The 18,551-nt window shown below is 38.6% G+C and carries 14 protein-coding genes; 4 read left to right on the plus strand and 10 right to left on the minus strand.

Features of this window, described 5'->3' with window-relative positions; genetic code table 11:
* Positions 1–41: 41 nt before the first annotated feature.
* The 6 genes from NMG88_RS14810 to NMG88_RS14835 form a co-directional block, all read right to left on the minus strand.
* Positions 42–260: a hypothetical protein gene (locus NMG88_RS14810; protein ID WP_026796555.1), complete on the minus strand. Its 219-nt coding sequence runs from the start codon at positions 258–260 to the stop codon at positions 42–44.
* A gap of 139 nt (positions 261–399) precedes the next feature.
* Positions 400–789: a hypothetical protein gene (locus NMG88_RS14815; RefSeq protein ID WP_052369551.1), complete on the minus strand. Its 390-nt coding sequence runs from the start codon at positions 787–789 to the stop codon at positions 400–402.
* Positions 790–837: 48 nt separating this feature from the next.
* Entirely contained in the window at positions 838–1,551 is a 714-nt protein-coding gene (locus NMG88_RS14820) for an OmpA family protein (RefSeq protein ID WP_042154402.1), read from the minus strand.
* A 36-nt stretch (positions 1,552–1,587) separates the two neighbouring features.
* Positions 1,588–3,318: a hypothetical protein gene (locus tag NMG88_RS14825; protein WP_042154400.1), complete on the minus strand. Its 1,731-nt coding sequence runs from the start codon at positions 3,316–3,318 to the stop codon at positions 1,588–1,590.
* 84 nt (positions 3,319–3,402) lie between these two features.
* Complete coding sequence (locus tag NMG88_RS14830) at positions 3,403–6,603, minus strand: tubulin-like doman-containing protein (protein ID WP_254035568.1); 3,201 nt, start codon at positions 6,601–6,603, stop codon at positions 3,403–3,405.
* Between the two features lie 17 nt (positions 6,604–6,620).
* On the minus strand, positions 6,621–7,781 hold the full coding sequence (locus NMG88_RS14835) for a vWA domain-containing protein (RefSeq protein ID WP_254035569.1): 1,161 nt from the start codon (positions 7,779–7,781) through the stop codon (positions 6,621–6,623).
* 279 nt (positions 7,782–8,060) lie between these two features.
* Between NMG88_RS14835 and NMG88_RS14840 the strand changes: the two genes are divergently transcribed.
* The gene (locus NMG88_RS14840) at positions 8,061–8,489 is read left to right on the plus strand and encodes a DUF29 family protein (protein ID WP_026787772.1); all 429 of its coding nucleotides are present in this window, start codon (positions 8,061–8,063) and stop codon (positions 8,487–8,489) included.
* A gap of 179 nt (positions 8,490–8,668) precedes the next feature.
* On the opposite strand, the gene leuD is transcribed toward NMG88_RS14840, so the two are convergent.
* From leuD to NMG88_RS14855, 3 genes are all read right to left on the minus strand, one after another.
* Positions 8,669–9,262, minus strand: coding sequence for a 3-isopropylmalate dehydratase small subunit (leuD, locus tag NMG88_RS14845; RefSeq protein ID WP_254035570.1), 594 nt, complete (start codon positions 9,260–9,262; stop codon positions 8,669–8,671).
* Between the two features lie 155 nt (positions 9,263–9,417).
* A complete protein-coding gene (leuC, locus tag NMG88_RS14850) occupies positions 9,418–10,821 on the minus strand; it encodes a 3-isopropylmalate dehydratase large subunit (protein ID WP_027250040.1) in 1,404 nt (467 codons plus the stop codon).
* A 139-nt stretch (positions 10,822–10,960) separates the two neighbouring features.
* On the minus strand, positions 10,961–11,143 hold the full coding sequence (locus NMG88_RS14855) for a hypothetical protein (RefSeq protein ID WP_141293294.1): 183 nt from the start codon (positions 11,141–11,143) through the stop codon (positions 10,961–10,963).
* Between the two features lie 557 nt (positions 11,144–11,700).
* Between NMG88_RS14855 and NMG88_RS14860 the strand changes: the two genes are divergently transcribed.
* Both NMG88_RS14860 and NMG88_RS14865 read left to right on the plus strand, forming a co-directional pair.
* A complete protein-coding gene (locus tag NMG88_RS14860; RefSeq protein ID WP_026796549.1) occupies positions 11,701–14,238 on the plus strand; it encodes a glycogen/starch/alpha-glucan phosphorylase in 2,538 nt (845 codons plus the stop codon).
* 93 nt (positions 14,239–14,331) lie between these two features.
* The gene (locus tag NMG88_RS14865; protein WP_052369549.1) at positions 14,332–15,444 is read left to right on the plus strand and encodes an S-layer homology domain-containing protein; all 1,113 of its coding nucleotides are present in this window, start codon (positions 14,332–14,334) and stop codon (positions 15,442–15,444) included.
* Positions 15,445–15,585: 141 nt separating this feature from the next.
* On the opposite strand, the gene NMG88_RS14870 is transcribed toward NMG88_RS14865, so the two are convergent.
* Complete coding sequence (locus tag NMG88_RS14870) at positions 15,586–16,032, minus strand: SRPBCC family protein (RefSeq protein ID WP_042154392.1); 447 nt, start codon at positions 16,030–16,032, stop codon at positions 15,586–15,588.
* Positions 16,033–16,350: 318 nt separating this feature from the next.
* Between NMG88_RS14870 and NMG88_RS14875 the strand changes: the two genes are divergently transcribed.
* Complete coding sequence (locus tag NMG88_RS14875) at positions 16,351–18,501, plus strand: Tex family protein (protein ID WP_227350675.1); 2,151 nt, start codon at positions 16,351–16,353, stop codon at positions 18,499–18,501.
* Positions 18,502–18,551 lie beyond the last annotated feature (50 nt).

Raw genomic sequence — 18,551 nt, forward strand, 5'->3', positions numbered from 1 at the left:
ACCCGAGAGCTACAATATTTGTATCTAATACAATTCTAAGTTTATTCATCTTCTAATAACTCGGCTAAAATTTCGGGAGTTAAACCGTTAACTTTAGCTTCTTCTCTCACTTGTTTAACAATCTCATCAAAATCAGATGGCTTTAATAATTCTTTCAGAATCAGACTACAAACCCAAATTGCTTTTTCTTGTTTATTACTATCCGCTTCCTGGTAAAGCTTCGCTACTTCATTATCAACTTTAATCGTAATTGCTTCCATTTGTTACTCCTGATTTTATCTAAATTAAAATCTATCTTTATTATATATTCTTTTAGAATTAGAATATTTTTCCCAGAAACCGCGTTTATCAATCAAAAACTCGGTTTCCGTATCAGTCCTATTTTAAAAGTTAACTGAATTAGAGCCGACAAGTTCCCCTCGCCCACTGTCCATCCAGTGAGACAGAAACCTGTGTCCCCGGTTGGACTGCTCCTTTTGATAAGTCGATAACGATGATATCAGCGCCTCCCATATCACCCCCCCGATAAACTAATTCTCCCCGCTCGTTGGGTCGATCATATCTTAATTGATTGGTGCGAGGCGGCCCACTTTGAGGGGTTAAAGTAATCGAGGTAAATCGGCCATCAAGATAACTCACAGAAAACTGCATTCTGTTTTGAGGAAATTGACCCGGACAGTTAAAATTTGTTGCAGCTTCTGCTTTGGGAATGGGTAAAAAGGTTAATGCTGCTATCCCGTAGAGTAGGGTAGATAGGGAAAAAGCCTTAAATTTATTGAGTTTAGTCATCTTTTTAATTGCAATACAATCAACATGAAAACTATATCATGTATAGCTCTAATCTGTTTTAACTCCTGGGGGAGTAAAGCGAATTTCTATCCTTCGTCTAGTTTCATCTGAACTGCGGTTACGGGGAGCATATTTTCCTGATGGTAAAAATAATTGAGCAGCCGAATAAGCTCTAAAGTTCAACCCATTTAAACGACCTTTTTTTTGAATGGCTTGCAATTTTTTCATCACAGCTAAAGCTCGCATTAATCCTAAATCAGCATTAGAACCTGGTTTAAGGTTTTTAACGGGTTGAGAGCCTCCTGCAACTTGTTCTAATATCTGATCTAAATTACTAGCTGGATTAAAAGTTTCTTGACCATCTGTATGTCCGATTATATCCACAACATAACCTTGATAATCTTGAGAATATGTCTCCAGTTTTTCAACAACATTTCCTTCAACAAATAATCGTAAACCTTCTGGTAAATCTGCCTTACCCGTCTCAAATTTTAAGGATCGTCCCTGGGCATCTTTATCAGAGTCTTTAATTACAATTACAGGCGGGGATTGTAATAGTCTAATTTCCGTTTCTAATTGCCTGATTTTCGTATTCGAGTCTTTTATTGTTTGATCTTTTACTTTTGAATCTGATGCTGACTTAAAAATGCCTATTAATAAAAACAAAATCATAATTAAAAAAGCATTGGACATCAAATCCGTGAATGCTTGCCAGATATTTATATCTTCAGAGGAGTTATTAATTTGGGTGGGACGGCGCATAGTTTTAAGTATAATAACAATTAATGGTATTCTTTATCAACCCCAAAATTTGAATTTTTTCTTATTTGGAGTCCTGTTACTTTGTTCTTGTAAAAGTTTGATTAACTGTGATAAATCTGAGTAAATTGTCTTGTTATCTTGTTCTTGCAAAAGTTTAATTACCTGTAATAAATCTGAGTGAATTGTCTTATTATCTTGTGCTTGTAATAGTTTAATTAATTGTGATAAATCTGAGTGAATTGTTGGGTTATCTTGTGCTTGCAAAATCTTAATTACCTGTGATAAATCGTATCTCATCTCAACAAAATACTGAATATTAGGTTTAATTGATTCGTCTAATTTATCTGCGATCGCTTGAGTATAAGATTGATGACTATTCTCTTGATTCCTGATCAGTTTAACCAGAACTTTAGTTAAAAATTCTATTTTTGTATTGACATTATTTGTATAACCATTCATCGTTTCAACGATAGTTTTTAAGTCTTGTTGAACTTGCACAAAACTATCGGATTTATCAACAATTTGTTTTTGGATCTGATCTAAAGTTTGTGAAGCTAATTCAAACCCCTGTGATCCTTCTTTTAGTTGAATAATCATCTCAGATAGAGATTGTTGATTGGTTTGATGCAATTTAAAAACTTGTAATGAACTCTGATTTAGTTGAGTGAAACTGGCTTCCGTCGTCACTAATTGTTGAGTAAAATTCTGAAGTTGAGTTAATGTATTTTCCAGAGATTTAACTGTTTGAGCTAAACCAAATGCTGAGTCAGAAAAATTCTTTTGGTAATCGCCGAAATTAGTAGCTATTGTTGATAATTGTTGGGGAACCTGACTCTGTTCAAAACTTTCTACAACCTGTTCTAATTTTACCACAATTTTATCATTTATTTGTACAGAATTTCCAAAGGCTTCTGTTGCAGTCTGGAAATTATTCGCCCCCCTATCCAATGTTCCGGCTACATTGGATAATTGATTATAAACTGTTTGTGCTAGTTGACTCGCTTCTACATTAGCTTGTGTAATTTCCTTAATATTATCTCTCATGGCTGATTCTACAGCATCTCTAACTGTCTGACCAAAGTTTGTTAAGAAATCCTTAAACTGATTCGACATTCCTGATACAATTTTATCAAGTCGGGTTTGATTATTCAATGTAGAATAATAAATATTATCGAGGTAGTGTTCCAAAGAATTAATTAATTTATATTTGGCTAAATTGGTATTGTAAAAAAAGTTAAAAATAGTTAACAAAGCACTAAAAAATAACCCCGCTAAACTTGTAGAAAAAGCGATCGCCATTCCTTTTAGTGGTTCCTCCAATTTCTTTACTAACTGAATGAAATCCTTGGTTTGATCTGGATTTTGAAGAATAGCTTGACTCAAGGAACTCAAATTCATGGTAATTCCAATAAAAGTTCCAATTAATCCAAAAGCCAGGAGTAAGTTAGGAAGAATTCGACAAAAATAATCAATTTGTTCACAGGATTTCCCTACAACCTTTTCTTGACTATAGGCTTGATCAATTAAAGCCCCCGTGTTCACTTGTTCTAAATTTTGACTAGCTTCCCGAAAACTCTTTTCTAATATTGTGATAATATTAGGCTGAATTCCAGGGGAACTTTTACTAATAACCCGATTAACTTTATCAGCTAAATCATTGAGATGTCGATAAAGATTGAACCGATAATACATACTCATAAACGATGGTAAAACCACAAACAGAATAATCAGAGCTAACATCCAAGGAGGGAGAACAAAAATAGGCATAGCAACATCCTGAAGATTTAAAATAAGTCTGGGAAAAACTCAATCATGGGTTGAGTTAAAGATTCTACAACCCAACTGTTTTTGTTAGGATAAACCATATTTATCCATAATTTCCTTTCTTTTGACTTCATATTCTTTCTGATTAAAATTTCCCTGGTCTAAGCCTTTTTGTAGCTGCTTCAATTCTCGCTCTAAACTGTCACCTCTATTAACTATTAAATCCCCTCTGGCTGTCAGATTGTCATTAACAGAAAGCGGAAGAGTGTTTTGAATTTCTCCTTTAATTCGTTGAATTAAACGATTAATAACTCCTTGTTTTACAATAGTTCCTCGAGCACCGACAACCGTTGATTTACAGGAATAATTAGGACTAGATTCTGGTAATTTATCCACATAATCCACAAACTTCTGTAGCTTCAGTAAATAGTTATTTTCCCAAAGATTAGAATTTTGCCGAATCTGAGAAATCACATCCTCTAATAACTGTTTTAAAGTTGCTGTCATTTCTTGATTATTTGCCAATTCTTCTAAACTTTGATTCCAAACTGGACTAAGTTTGGCTGTATAATAGCAGCTTCTTAAATCATCATAATATTCCAACTGTAAAACCTGGTTTTCTGGATTTAGAAAAATTAACTCAAAAGCCAAACAAGGATAGAAAACATCTGCCAATTTTTCTATTAAGTGTGCATCAGGGGGGATAATATCGGTAAATTGAATCTGATAATCAGAATGACAGGAAGACCCCTCTCGATTTTGTTCTCGGATATAATGATTTCTGATTTCTTCTAAACCATTAATCAATCTTAAAGGAAACCCGCCATATTCCTTGACGATTAAGATTTGATCTTCAGCTTGAGAGGGTTTTAGAATGGTGGGATCGATGCCTAAATCGTGAGTCATGATACTTTTAAATTGGTTAACTTCTAATTCGTCCGTATCTTTAAATCCGATAAATTGTTTGAGTTTATCAGGTAAGTTGGAGAAATAAGGATCACTGGAATTTAAACGTAATAAAGGTTCAGCTTCTTGGATAATTTGCCCTAAACGGATAGGACGGACTGAAGCGGAATAATTTTGGATAAAACGCTTAATTACAGATTTGACAATTTGATTACTACGGGAACCAAATACACTATCTATTTCTTGATTAATTTCGGTTTTTAGTTGTTCAAAAATGCTACGATTCATCAAATAAGAGAGGGATTCTTCCCCGCCTGATGCTTCCGTAATATCTTTACTCACTAACACTAACTGAGAGCGAAAATTAATATCTGGCAAGAGAATTTGATAACATTCTTCAATATCTTCTTGAGCGAAAATTGCCTCCCCACTCATTTCATTAAAATTAGAATTGATTAGATCTTTCTGTTCTTTTTCATAGTCAGTTTTCCAATTTTCAATCACTCGGCTAAAACCGGCGGTTTGTACTGAAAAATCTCTAATACATTTTTGCAAATCGCTGACAATTTTTAAAGCTTCCTGATTCGCTGTTAACTTAAAGTTATCTTCAATTAACTTAAAAATTTTCCTAACAGCACTCTCGGCTTTTTTCTGGATATTGCGATTTTTGCCATTAAATAATGGGAGTTCTATTTTCTCCTCAATATCATCTATTTCCCGTTGTATATCTCGCCATTTATTCTCCATATCTTCAATTTTTTTCATTCCCCCAGCTTGAGAAATTTCTTCCTCTAACTGACGTTGATAACTGTTTAAATCCGCTTCCATGGCATCTAACCAATCTCGAACAGTTTTAATCGAAAAATTGGGATTACTGGGGGTCATTAATTCAGCAATAAACTCATTAATATGATCTTTTAACTGTTTAGTAATGACTGGACTTATCTGTAATAACCGCGTCAACCAAATTCCTCGCGTCGCTTCGGTTTCTCCAGGCTGAACCTTTCTAAATTGAGATCTGAATTGCCACGATAAATCTGTTTTTAATTCCGAACGATTCTCTCGATTTTTACATTCATTGATTTTGTTGTTGATTAAGTTGTTTCTCCATTTTGTCAAGGTATTAGTAAAGCTTTGATTCCCTTCTTGAACGGATTCTGTTAATCGTTCTGTAAAGCCATCCCGTTCTGTTGAATCACTATGCCATCTATACTTGATCATAAATTGTTCAAGTATTAATTGGGGGTCGGGGCTTTGTCCTTCACCATTTAACCAAAAATTTAATAGTTTTAAACTAATCCGATTTAAGGCAATTTTAACAATAATTTCACGCGGGAAATAAATAGCAGCTAACCCAAAGGTTAAATACCCTTGAGGATTAGGACGGGGGTGATTATCCGCTTGAATTAAATGGGTTAATAAATTATCCCGCATTCCTTTAGCGACGGGTGCTAATTCTCCTAAAAAATCTAAAGCAATTTTATGAGCAATCACATTACATAATTTTTGCTGTTCTAATATTGTATATTCACCGTTAGTTTGATTAGAGATTAAATAAGTATAATCAAAGGGGGCGCGAGGTTCTTTAACCAGAACTAAATTTTGCATATCATAACAGGCTTCAAATCGAGTCCCCGGACTGCTGTAATGATTTAATTCTTTTAAGGCGGCATAAGTATTAGCATTCATATAGGAAGCATTGCTATATAATTGCGGACTAATGACTAAATATCCTAATAATTGAGTCCCTTTATCTCCATATAATTTTCTTAAACTATAGGCTATATCTAAAAACATTCCGCTTCCGGTTCCACCACACAAAGAACCAACTACAAAAATATTTAATCCGGGATCAACTTTTAATCCTGATTTGAGTAGAATAGCTTCATGCCCCATAGTTCGTCTTTCTGCGGTTTCAATGGCGGTTCTAATCTTTTGATAATTATGGAAAAAGGCTAATCTTCCCACTGGTCGAATCCCTTTTGCTCCTTCTTCAACTGCTCTAATATTACGCAGTAACTGGGGGGGAAACCACCGCGAGATATGATCATAAGGCCCTTGATGATCATAATTAGAACGCTGTTCTACTCCCTGAACAAAATTACTTACTTCGGCGGCGGTTAGAATCGCATTAATTTTTTCAGAATCTCGGAAACTTAAATCAACACCCCGATAAGTATTACCTGTTTTTAAACTTGAGCCTTGAGTTGCTGTTTTATCGGTATCAATATGAACAAAACTAACAATTGGCAATTTTGTTAAATCCCCATACTGTTCCACAATTAACCGTCGTAGTCGCATTAAAACGTCTCGTCCAGTTCCTCCTAATCCAATACAAATTGTCCGTTGAATTCCTTGCAGTTGATGGTCGTTAGATTGCATGATGAATTTCTCCCTGGTTATTTTTGAATTTTAATTGTAAATTCGTAATTCTTTTTTGCTTTAGAATTTCCTGTTCTTGAATAGGGACAATTTAATTGAAATGAACCACCGGATATAGGTGTTTTTTTAGTCAGGTTTTGACCGTTATATTCAAGGAGACTATCTGGGATTGGTTCTAAATATAATTTTTCTCCTTTCCTAATTAAATAACCTCGAATTTCTGCTCCTGGTGTATCAATAGAATGGTTGCAGTTAGATTCATATTCACCGATAGAAATTCTTTGATGATTACGAAAATAAATGGTTTGTTCTTCTGTCTTTTTATCTGCAAAATTGATAGTAATTTTCCATTTTTTATTGAGATGATAAATTTTAATTCCTAGACCTATACTAGCTAGAATTAGGATGACTAAAGTTAACGCAGGTAAGGATAACTGTTTCCATAAATACGGGGGGACTAAACAAGTTTGTTTAAATCCGGGTGTAGGAGTACAAAATTCTTGGACAGTGGGGGGAAGATCAACAATAGTAAGGTTATATTTTTGCTGATCTTGGGTTTTAATTGATAGAGAACGGGGGGTTAATGGTAATTTATCTAACCACTGTTGACGCTGTTGTGTTTCTTGAGACGTTCCCACTCGGAAAGGACTTTCCCCAGGGGTTTCTATCCATTCTTGGGAAGTAGCGGGGGAGTTCGTGAATAGTTGTGCATCGGTAATCCAAACCACCGATTGGGGTTTAATCGGTTGATTCTGGGTTAAACGACATTGATTCAGATCCGCTAAACCTTGATAGATGGTTAACTCAGCCCGTTGAACATCAGTATTTTGCAGATTCAGATTTGCCTGAAACGGAATCAATTGCAAAATCTTTTCTACATCAGCTTTCCCCTTAAACTGAATTGCGGCTTCCAATTTTAGGAGGTTAATCTCCGGTTCTAAAGGATTAACTTTTGTAGCAAAAGGCACAACATAAACCGTATCTCCTGACTTTAAGCTGTCTTCAACAATTTGGCGTAACCGAATATGGCCTTCATCATTTAAACCGACGCTTTCCGTTAGGTCAATCGCCAGTACCACATCCCGTCCACCCTGTAGACGCCCCACCCATTCCAAGCCTGTTTTTTGGAAATCGGTCAAAGGTTGACCAGGGGTGACTGCTGTACAAATCTCACTCAAGATAGTTTAGTTAGAAACTTATACCGTTGATCATGATATCACAAAACTTTTGACTGACTAGCAAGATTTCGCAAAAAATTAGCTGCATTCTCGTTATCTAAAGTAGCAATAGCCGGAATATTCAGCCGTTCAGAAATAGCAATTGATGATAGCGATCTTTGACACTGTAGTAAGCTACTAGAATTCCACTATCTACAATAATTACGGGATGATAAGTCATTGCGGATCATAAGTAATCACATATAATTAATGACCAGCACCACTGCAAAAATAACGAATATGGAAGAATTACTTACCATCAAAGAACTCCTGCACCAAGGCAATATAACAGAAGCTTTGTTAATTGTAGAAGAATTAGAAGAAATGAGCAAATCTGATAAACTGAATAAAATATTTAGCTATGGGATTATTTTGCTTCTGCACCTGATTAAGCAATCTGCTGAAAACCGCACAACTAGGTTTTGGAATCTTTCTATTCGCAATTCTGTCAAGCAAATTCAACGCACTAATTCTCGTGAAAAAGCAAAAGGAACCTATATGACTGATACAGAATTAGTAACAACCCTGGAAGATGCTTATGATTTGGCATTGGAAAAAGCAGCACTCGAAGCTTTTGAAGGTAAATATGAAGCAGAAGGATTAAGTCAATTAGTCCAACGAGAGGAGATTATAAAAAAGGCAATGAATTTAATCTTGGAACGAGAATAGATACATAATTTATATCGAATACAGTTTCTTATTATACAGAAATAAATTGAAACTGATTAGACGAAATTAAATTAATATCAATCCCGTTTAATTTGGAAGACGCTTTAAACTAATCGGTTTAGATCCTTGGGGTTGTAGATTTTCTTCTAATTCAACCCTTTCCGTGCCCTTTTTGGGATTTAACTGACCCAATTCAGATAGGGTAATTTTGTAGCTGTTTCTCGAATTTCCGCAACATTCGCAATTAACTGTCCGCAACTATCCCACATTCCGGTGATAAAAGATTGACGAGAACCTGCATTCATATTTACATCAATAGTTAAATCTCCACAATAGACTTTCATTGATTCTAAATCTAGGTTAATAGCCACTTTAGGATTAACTTTTAACGCCTCTTGAATCGTCTTGATATCCTCTGGTTCTGCGGTGACACAGGGAATCCCAATTGAGACACAATTGCCCAAGAATATCTCGGCAAAACTTTCACCAATAATCCCTTGAATCCCCCATTTAGTGATAGCTTGTGGCGCGTGTTCTCGGGATGAACCACAACCGAAATTCGCATTAACAACTAATAGATTGGCTCCTTGATATTCGGGTAAATCAAAGGTATGTTTTCCCTGCATTTGTTGGCGATCATCGGCAAAGACCTGTTCCCCTAATCCATCAAAGGTAACACACCGTAAAAACCGCGCTGGAATAATCCGATCGGTATCAATATCATTCCCAACTAAAGGAATCCCTTTTCCTGAAATACTTTTAATTTTGCTCATGGTTGAAATCTTTTAGTTTGTGTGAAGAATTGATCACCATTTTATAGTCAATGTTGATCAATTAAAATTTTGATGAATTCACTCCATCTCCCTATCTTTTCCCCGTCTTAACCGACAACGAAATAGCCCTGGCTTACTCAGGGGATGAAGTGTGCTTATAACCACTCCCGCACATCCGTAATTACCCCGTTGACCGCAGCAGCCACCACCATTACCGGACTCATTAACAATGTGCGTCCTTGGGCCGAACCCTGACGACCTTTAAAGTTGCGGTTAGAGGAAGATGCACTCAGTTGATTTCCCTGTAATTTATCGGGGTTCATCGCCAAACACATCGAACACCCGGCTTCGCGCCATTCAAACCCCGCCGCTTCAAAGATTTTATCGAGCCCTTCGGCTTCGGCTGCAACCTTCACCCGTTCTGAACCAGCAACTACAAAGGCTTTCACCCCATTGGCGACCTTCCGACCCTGGGCAAATTTAGCAGCTTCGCGCAGGTCACTGAGGCGGCCATTGGTACAACTACCAATAAAGCAGACGTCTACTTTTGTCCCTTGAATTGGGGTTCCGGGGGTAAACTCCATATATTGATAGGCTTCTTTTGCAACTTCCCGATCAGTTTCGGTAATCTGCTCTAAAGTCGGAATCAACTCATTAACGGCGATACCCTGTCCCGGGGTAATCCCCCAAGTTACGGTGGGAGCAATCTCGGCGGCATTAAATTTGACTACATCATCATAGACTGCATCCGTACTACTACGGATATTATTCCACCCAGCCACCGCTTTTTCCCAGTCCTCCCCTTTGGGGGCAAAATCCCGACCTTGTAAATAGTCGTAAGTCACCTGATCGGGATTCACATAGCCACATCGAGCACCCCCTTCAATGGACATATTACAGATCGTCATCCGTTCTTCCATGGACATCCCCTCAAGGGTACTTCCAGCGAATTCATAGGCGTAACCTACGCCCCCTTTTACCCCCAATGTTCGGATAATATGGAGCACCACGTCCTTTGCGTATACTCCAGGGGCTAGTTCCCCATTTACCTCAATCCGGCGCACTTTCAGTTTCTCTAACGCTAGGGTTTGAGACGCCAGCACATCCCGCACTTGAGATGTCCCGATGCCAAAGGCGATCGCTCCAAATGCCCCATGGGTGGAGGTGTGGGAGTCTCCGCAAGCAATGGTCATCCCGGGTTGAGTTAACCCCTGTTCCGGTGCGATCACGTGAACAATCCCTTGATTCCCAGAACCGATATTATAAAAACGGATATTGTGTGTTTTGCAGCTTTGTTCTAGGGACTGCATCATTTCTTCCGCTAAGGTATCCACAAATGGACGAGCCTGGTTATCCGTAGGAACGATATGATCTACTGTGGCGACTGTGCGTTCAGGATACAGGACTTTGAGATGGCGATCGCGCAACATGGCAAACGCCTGGGGACTGGTGACTTCATGAATCAGGTGCAAACCAATAAAAAGTTGAGTTTGTCCTGATGATAGGGTTCCAACGGTATGCAACTCCCATACTTTATCAAATAGTGTTCTTTCGCTCATAGAATTCAGATTTAGATGCTCAACAGTTTAGCTCACAAATATTATAGCCGTCGCCATCACAATTAGGACAGGGATTCGGTGCGTGGGCACCGAATGACAGCCTATATATTATCTTAATAACTAATCGCGGTTGCTATATTTAATTCGGAGGAACAATCGGATCATCCTCGCCATGTTTGCGAACTTGAGCTAGAACTATTAATGATTGGGGAGAAACAGCTATTTCAACCATAGAATTACTCCCAATATTGGTGATCATTCGAGAATATTCAGGTAAAAAAACAGTCCCATTGACAACACAAGACAACACAAAAGTCAACATAATTTTATCGTCTCCATTCAAGTGAAAAAAAACACAAAAAACGGGCATCACAAATGCTTCCGTTGCTTTTGTCAGTTATGCCTAAACAGTACGCAGCAGAAATTAATTAAAAAAATCCAGTAGTGTGATTCCTAAAAATTGTCCATTGGTAACAAGGAAGACAAGATTAGAAATCTAGTTGAAAGATGTGTGGTTGTTGAGTAGCAGGTCGAAAACAGCAGAACTAACCCATGGATCTCCCTGAGTACAGTAATTCCATTACCAGTATATATTGAATTCAACACTTATACAAATACCTATACAAATATTGATATTCTGGGACTATCCCCCAATGTCAGGATTTCCCCAGGGGGATGATCTAGCCAAGAGAAACAGGCTAAAGTATGTCCCAACTTGATCAACCCTAAGTTCTCAATAAGTTTTCCGCTATTAGAAACATCCAGAGGGGAAATATCAGCAAACCATCATGAATACAACATCACGAACTCAGCGCGAGTCTGTATTCTATTAACTGGATAATCCTTTAACATTGATTGATGCCCACGAAAGGAGAATAAATGACTGAACCGTTAATTCCTGTTAATGAATGTCCCATCCAAATTGAGGATGATCGGACTGGAACCAGTGTGGAAACCCTGAAACGGGCGTTTGCCGATAATCTATTCTATGAGCTTGGCAAATATGAAGCCATTGCCTCCAAGGAAGATTTTTATATGGCCTTGGCCTATACCCTGCGCGATCGCCTGTTAAGCCGTTGGTTGAAAACCTTTAAAACCTACGATGACAATAACGTCAAAATCGTTTACTACCTATCGGCCGAATTCCTGATGGGGCGACACCTGGGGAACAGTTTAATTAACCTCCACCTGTATGATCGCATCCGTCAGGCCGTGGAAGAATCGGGACTGGATTTAGATGAACTCCTCGAACAAGAACCCGATCCCGGCTTAGGAAATGGGGGTTTAGGACGATTAGCCGCCTGTTTCCTCGACTCCCTGGCTACCTTGGAAATTCCCGCCGTGGGCTACGGAATTCGTTATGAGTTTGGGATTTTTCACCAAATTATGCAGGATGGCTGGCAGGCTGAAATCCCCGATAAATGGTTAAGATTTGGTAATCCTTGGGAAATTCCCCGCCCTGACCAGGCCATTGATGTTAACTTTGGGGGTCATACCGAAACTTATCACGACGAAAAAGGCCGGGAACGAATTCGTTGGATTCCGGCTAAAACCGTGATTGGGATTCCCTACGATACGCCCGTTCCCGGCTATGATACCAATACCGTCAACCCCCTGCGACTGTGGAAAGCCGAAGCTAGTGACGCTTTTAACTTTGACGCCTTCAACGCCGGAAATTATGACGGGGCGGTCGCCGATAAAATGCGATCGGAAACCATCTCTAAAGTTCTATATCCCAATGACAACACCCCCCAGGGTAAACAATTGCGCCTGGAACAACAATATTTCTTTGTGGCTTGTTCTCTGCGCGATATTATCAAACGCCATCTCAAGCACAACAGCAGTCTTTCTAACCTGAATGAAACTGCTGCTATTCAGTTGAATGACACCCACCCGGCGATTGCGATCGCGGAATTAATGCGATTATTGTTGGATGAATATGGCATTGATTGGGATTCCGCCTGGCGAGTCACCCAAAAAACCTTTGCCTATACCAACCATACTCTGTTACCCGAAGCCCTAGAAAAATGGTCTGTGGGTTTGTTTGAGTATTTGTTACCCCGTCATTTGCAAGTCATCTATGAAATTAACCGCCGTTTCATTGAAGATGTGCGCCGTTGGTATCCTGGGGATAATGACTTAATTGGACGGTTATCTCTGATTGAAGAAAGCGGAGAAAAATACGTCCGCATGGCTCATTTAGCCTGCGTCGGTAGTCATGCGGTCAATGGCGTCGCCGCCCTACATACGGAATTGTTGAAACAAGATACCCTGCGGGATTTCTATAAACTCTGGCCAGAGAAGTTTTTCAATAAAACTAATGGTGTCACCCCTCGACGGTGGATTTTATTAAGTAATCCCACCTTGTCCGAATTTTATAGTTCTAAAATTGGGGACGGTTGGCTGAAAGATTTAGACAAACTGCGTCAATTAGAGGCCTACGTTGATGATCCCGAATTCTGCGAACAATGGCATCAAATTAAACTGTACAACAAGAAACTGTTAGCCGATTATATCTGGAAATTTAATGGGATTGAAGCTGACCCCCACTCTATTTTTGATATTCAGGTGAAACGGATTCACGAATACAAACGTCAACATCTGGATGTGCTGCATATTATCACCCTGTATAACCGGATCAAACAGAACCCCAATACCCATATTTGTCCTCGGACTTTTATCTTTGGAGGAAAGGCAGCCCCCGGTTATTTCATGGCAAAATTAATCATTAAATTGATTAATGCCGTTGCGGAAGTTGTTAATAAAGATCCCGATGTCCGGGGACGCTTAAAAGTGGTATTTTTGGCGAACTTTAACGCTTCTTTGGGTCAACGCATCTATCCGGCGGCGGATTTATCCGAACAAATTTCTACGGCTGGAAAAGAAGCCTCTGGAACTGGAAACATGAAATTTGCCATGAATGGTTCCTTAACTATTGGAACTCTGGATGGGGCAAATATTGAAATCCGTGAAGAAGCCGGGTTTGAGAATTTCTTCCTGTTTGGATTAACCGCAGAAGAAGTTTATAATTTGAAATTAAAGGGCTATAAACCCAGCGATTACTATAATAATAACCCGGAATTAAAAGCCGTGATTGATCGAATCTCCTCCGGTTATTTCTCCCATGGTAATCAGGAAATGTTTAAACCCTTGGTAGATTCCTTGATGTACCACGATGAATATATGCTTTTTGCTGATTATCAATCCTATATTGATTGTCAACGGGAAGTTAGTGTGGCATTTCAAGATTCCAAAAAATGGACGAGAATGTCGATTCTCAATGCCCTGCGGATGGGTAAATTCTCAAGCGATCGCACCATCGGCGAATATTGTAACGAAATCTGGAACGTTAAATCCGTACCCGTAGAAATGGAAGGATATAACCCAGAATCCGCCGGATTGCGAGTTATCAATTAGTCTTTGGACTTGTTAAAACGAGGTGGATTTTATCCCCTAAATTCCCCTCGTTTTTTGTCTATTTGAAAGGCACTCCTTCATCCCAATTAAGGGGTGCTTTATTATTCCGGAATTAATTTAGCCACCGAATCCATGTCACAATCCTATCCCCCCAATCCTCGGTCTAATCTCCCCCTAGATGAGATCATCGCCATTGTTGTCGCCCTGGCCACAATTGGGACAATTTTATATTGGGTTTTAAGTCAATCCAACCGAAAATTAGTTTTCAACCCCAATTTAACCTCCCCCACAACCCTAATCCCTTCAACCAATCCAGGTGTCGCCAAAATCCCAAAAGATTCCCCTCCCGATGGGGTTTCCCCTCTCTGGGAAACTCCCACCCCAGCAATAACAACCCCCATTTCACCGACACCACAGGTGAAACAACCTCAATCAGCTATTTTGGGATTAGTCTTTGTAACTCCGGCACAGAAACCGATTCAGCCCGCCCTCAAACCCCAAATTATCCCAGGCACTCAGTCCCAGAACAAAACTTCAACAAAAACCGCTTGTTCGGTTCAACCCACGACAGGAAATATTTGTACAACCCCTTTACCTTCTGCCGTTGTCCCATCTTCCACAACGACCGAATCCTATTGGGCGACTCCATTTATCCTGTATTTTGCTAATCAAAATCGGGCTGTTCAATCGGATCAAAAACAGTTTAAACCCGATGAAAAAATTACCCGGGAACAATTTGCAACTGAACTACAAAAAGCGTTTAATCCTCAACCTAAACAACCTGCTATTCAATTTAAAGATATTCCTCAAAACTCTGCGAATAAATCCGATCTGAAATCGGCTAATCAATCGGGTTTTTTGGCGGGATATCCCCAGGATATATTTAAACCCCAACAGTCGATTCCTCGGGTTCAAGTTTTAGTGGCTTTAGCGAGTGGGCTAGGCTTAAAACCTGCGACTAATTCCCAAGAAACCCTAAAAATATTTAAGGATGCGGATCAAATTCCGCCTTGGGCAATTGAAGGTGTTGCAGCAGCAACAGAAGCCGGATTAGTGGTTAATTATCCTGATAAAAATACCTTAAATCCCAACCAATCGGCGACTTATGGGGAAGTTACCTCGATGATTTACCAAGGGTTAGTCTATCAAAAAAAAGCAGAACCGATTTCCTCTGACTATTTAGTCAAACCGGTTCAACAAAAATAGTAATTCTAATTACGAATTACGAATTGGTAATGGATTATGGGTTGTCAATCAACTAATAACTGATAACTAATAACTAATAACTAATAACTGATAACTGATAACTGATAACTGATAACTGGTAACTGATGACTGATGACTGATTCAGGTTTCACATTCCTTTTTTGTGACTTGATGACGATAATGAAACATATCTTGTAAACGACTATTAACCCAACTTTGTAATATTTGTTCTGCTAAGACTCCACCGGGTAGGGAAAATGCGATCGCATCCGTTAGACGGGTGTGACCATTTTCCGCCACAAATTGATGTCGATGCACCCAACTTTCCAGTATTCCTTCCTGTTGTTCATCGGTAAATAACTGATATAGTTTATATTCAGTATGAACCGCAAGCCATGGCACGGAAAACAACCCTAATCCTATCCGAAATTCAGACATTGCCCCTATTTCTAATCCTCCTTCCCGTCGCAGAATTTCTACAGGTTGCCAAGGGGGAGTTAACACTTGCAAAATATCGGGGCGGGTATGAAACTCCCAAACTACTTCTACAGGGGCATGAATAATCGACGAATATTTAACGTGTTGCATAACGTTCTAAAATTCAGATAACTTATAACTATAAGCTATTTTGCTATAGCAATCCTAAATAGGTTGTAACATTTCAATACTGATATGAAACGGCCAGAAGTATTACCCTAGATCCCTCCCCCCCCTAGCCCCCCGTGCACGGGGGGTTTGGGGGGGGCTGTTCCGGTGTTCCCTTTTGATCAGGGATTTTAAACACAACTCAAATAGGATTGCTATAGTTTCTATCGAGTTTGGTAAAATACAAAATTTAGGGCTATTCTTTTGAATTAAATATGATAGAATTAAGGTTAAATACAGTCACTATTAATTTTGAATCCTATGCTCAATATTTCTCAAATTCTCGCTCAAGAACTGTCTCTTAAACCCTTTCAGGTAGAAAACGCCCTAGAACTGTTTTTCGAGGGAGCAACCATTCCTTTTGTAGCGCGATATCGGAAAGAAATTACGGGTTCCTTAGATGAAATTCAACTGCGGGATCTCTCAGAACGTTATACCTATTTAACAGAATTGGAAGACCGGAAAAAAAGTATTTTAGAAGCGATCGCATCCCAAGAAAAACTTACCGATGAACTCCGAGAACAAATCGAAACCTGTTTACAAAAAACCGAACTAGAAGATTTATATTTACCATACAAACCTAAACGCAGAACTCGCGCCACCGTTGCCAAAGAAAAAGGATTAGAACCCCTAGCTCAATTTATTGCTAATTTTAATCAACCCAATTCCCCAAGTTTTGATTTAAACGCAGAAGCAAAAAAATATATTTCCGAAGAAAAAGGTGTTAAAACTATTGAAGATGCCTTAAATGGAGCCTCTGATATTCTAGCAGAAATCCTATCCGAAAAAGCTAATTTACGAGCCTATTTAAGAGAATATTTAATCAATCGAGGGGTATTTGTTTCCCTAGTCAAAGAAGACTATCCCGAAGGATCAACTAAATTTGAAATGTACCGCCAATATCGAGAAAATGTACAAGATATTAAACCCCATAATCTGTTAGCATTATTGCGGGGAGAAACCGAAGGAATCTTAAAAGTTGAAATTGAATTTGATCAAGATTTTGTGCAGTCTCATTTAGAATCCCAGGAAATTAAAACCAAAAATCCGATAATTAGAAAATTCTATCAACCGATGTTAAAAGATGCTTTTAATCGGTTAATGAAAACATCGTTAATTAGTGAAGTTAGAAGCGATCGCAAAACCTACGCCGATTTAGAATCAATTAAAACCTTTGAATCAAATTTAAGAGAATTATTACTCGCCTCCCCTGCGGGAATGAAACCCACCTTAGCTATTGACCCCGGGTTTAGAACTGGGTGCAAAGTTTCAGTATTATCAGAAACCGGAAAATTCTGTGAATATCATACAATTTTCCCCCATCAAGCGGCAGGTCAACGTCAAGAAGCAGCAAAAAAAGTTAAACAATTAATTGATAAATATAAAATAGAATTAATCGCGATCGGAAATGGAACCGCCGGACGAGAAACCGATGAATTTATAACAGAAATTATCGCTAAATTAGAGCGAAAACCGATCAAAGTAATGGTTAATGAATCCGGTGCATCCATTTATTCCGCTAGTGATGTGGCGCGGCAAGAATTTCCCGATTTAGACTTAACGGTGCGGGGTGCAATTAGTATCGGACGACGGTTACAAGATCCCCTAGCAGAATTAGTAAAAATTGATCCAAAATCCATTGGTGTCGGACAATATCAACACGATGTAGATCAGAAATTATTAAAGAAAAAACTCGATGATACTGTTGAAAGTTGTGTTAATTATGTGGGAGTGGAATTAAACACCGCTTCTAAGGAATTATTAACCTTTGTGTCAGGAATTACCCCAACAGTAGCTCAAAATATTGTCAATTATCGGAATGAAAATGGAGCTTTTAAAACCCGGAAAGAACTGTTAAAAGTCGCTAAATTAGGCCCAAAAGCCTTTCAACAAGCGGCGGGATTTTTAAGAATTCGAGGAGGTGTTAATCCTTTAGATAATACCGCAGTTCACCCCGAAAGTTATGCGGTCGTGGAAATTATGGCGAAGGATGTAGGCGTTACCTTAAATAATATTAGTCAATTTAAGGATAAAATTAAATCGGTGAAACTGGATAAATATGTTACTGATACCATCGGAACTCCTACTTTAAAAGACATTATTAGCGAATTAGAAAAACCCGGACGAGATCCCCGGGCTGAGTTTAAATATGCCACATTCAGAGAAGGAATTAAAGAAATATCCGATTTAAAAATCGGAATGGAATTAGAAGGAAGTGTGACGAATGTGGTGGCTTTTGGTGCATTTGTTGATATTGGAGTCCATCAAGATGGCTTAGTTCATATTTCCCAACTCGCCGATCAATTTGTCGATGACCCGAATAAATTTGTTAAAGTGGGACAAGTTGTTAAAGTGCGAGTTATGGAAATTAATGAGAAGTTAAAACGGATTAGTTTAACCATGAAATTGTAATCAAGGGGTTAAAAATTACTCTGAATTAGGGTTTAAGTTTGATTGAATTT

Source organism: Planktothrix agardhii (assembly GCF_904830935.1).
In the GTDB taxonomy this organism is placed as follows: Bacteria; Cyanobacteriota; Cyanobacteriia; order Cyanobacteriales; family Microcoleaceae; genus Planktothrix; species Planktothrix agardhii.

Bases quoted from the DNA above. Each gene is read 5' to 3' on its own strand.
- NMG88_RS14840 (WP_026787772.1), top strand. From the start codon at position 8,061: ATGGAAGAATTACTTACCATCAAAGAACTCCTGCACCAAGGCAATATA.
- NMG88_RS14825 (WP_042154400.1), bottom strand. From the start codon at position 3,318: ATGCCTATTTTTGTTCTCCCTCCTTGGATGTTAGCTCTGATTATTCTG.
- NMG88_RS14815 (WP_052369551.1), bottom strand. From the start codon at position 789: ATGACTAAACTCAATAAATTTAAGGCTTTTTCCCTATCTACCCTACTC.
- leuC (WP_027250040.1), bottom strand. From the start codon at position 10,821: ATGAGCGAAAGAACACTATTTGATAAAGTATGGGAGTTGCATACCGTT.
- NMG88_RS14870 (WP_042154392.1), bottom strand. From the start codon at position 16,032: ATGCAACACGTTAAATATTCGTCGATTATTCATGCCCCTGTAGAAGTA.
- NMG88_RS14855 (WP_141293294.1), bottom strand. From the start codon at position 11,143: ATGTTGACTTTTGTGTTGTCTTGTGTTGTCAATGGGACTGTTTTTTTA.
- NMG88_RS14820 (WP_042154402.1), bottom strand. From the start codon at position 1,551: ATGCGCCGTCCCACCCAAATTAATAACTCCTCTGAAGATATAAATATC.
- NMG88_RS14860 (WP_026796549.1), top strand. From the start codon at position 11,701: ATGACTGAACCGTTAATTCCTGTTAATGAATGTCCCATCCAAATTGAG.
- leuD (WP_254035570.1), bottom strand. From the start codon at position 9,262: ATGAGCAAAATTAAAAGTATTTCAGGAAAAGGGATTCCTTTAGTTGGG.
- NMG88_RS14875 (WP_227350675.1), top strand. From the start codon at position 16,351: ATGCTCAATATTTCTCAAATTCTCGCTCAAGAACTGTCTCTTAAACCC.
- NMG88_RS14810 (WP_026796555.1), bottom strand. From the start codon at position 260: ATGGAAGCAATTACGATTAAAGTTGATAATGAAGTAGCGAAGCTTTAC.
- NMG88_RS14830 (WP_254035568.1), bottom strand. From the start codon at position 6,603: ATGCAATCTAACGACCATCAACTGCAAGGAATTCAACGGACAATTTGT.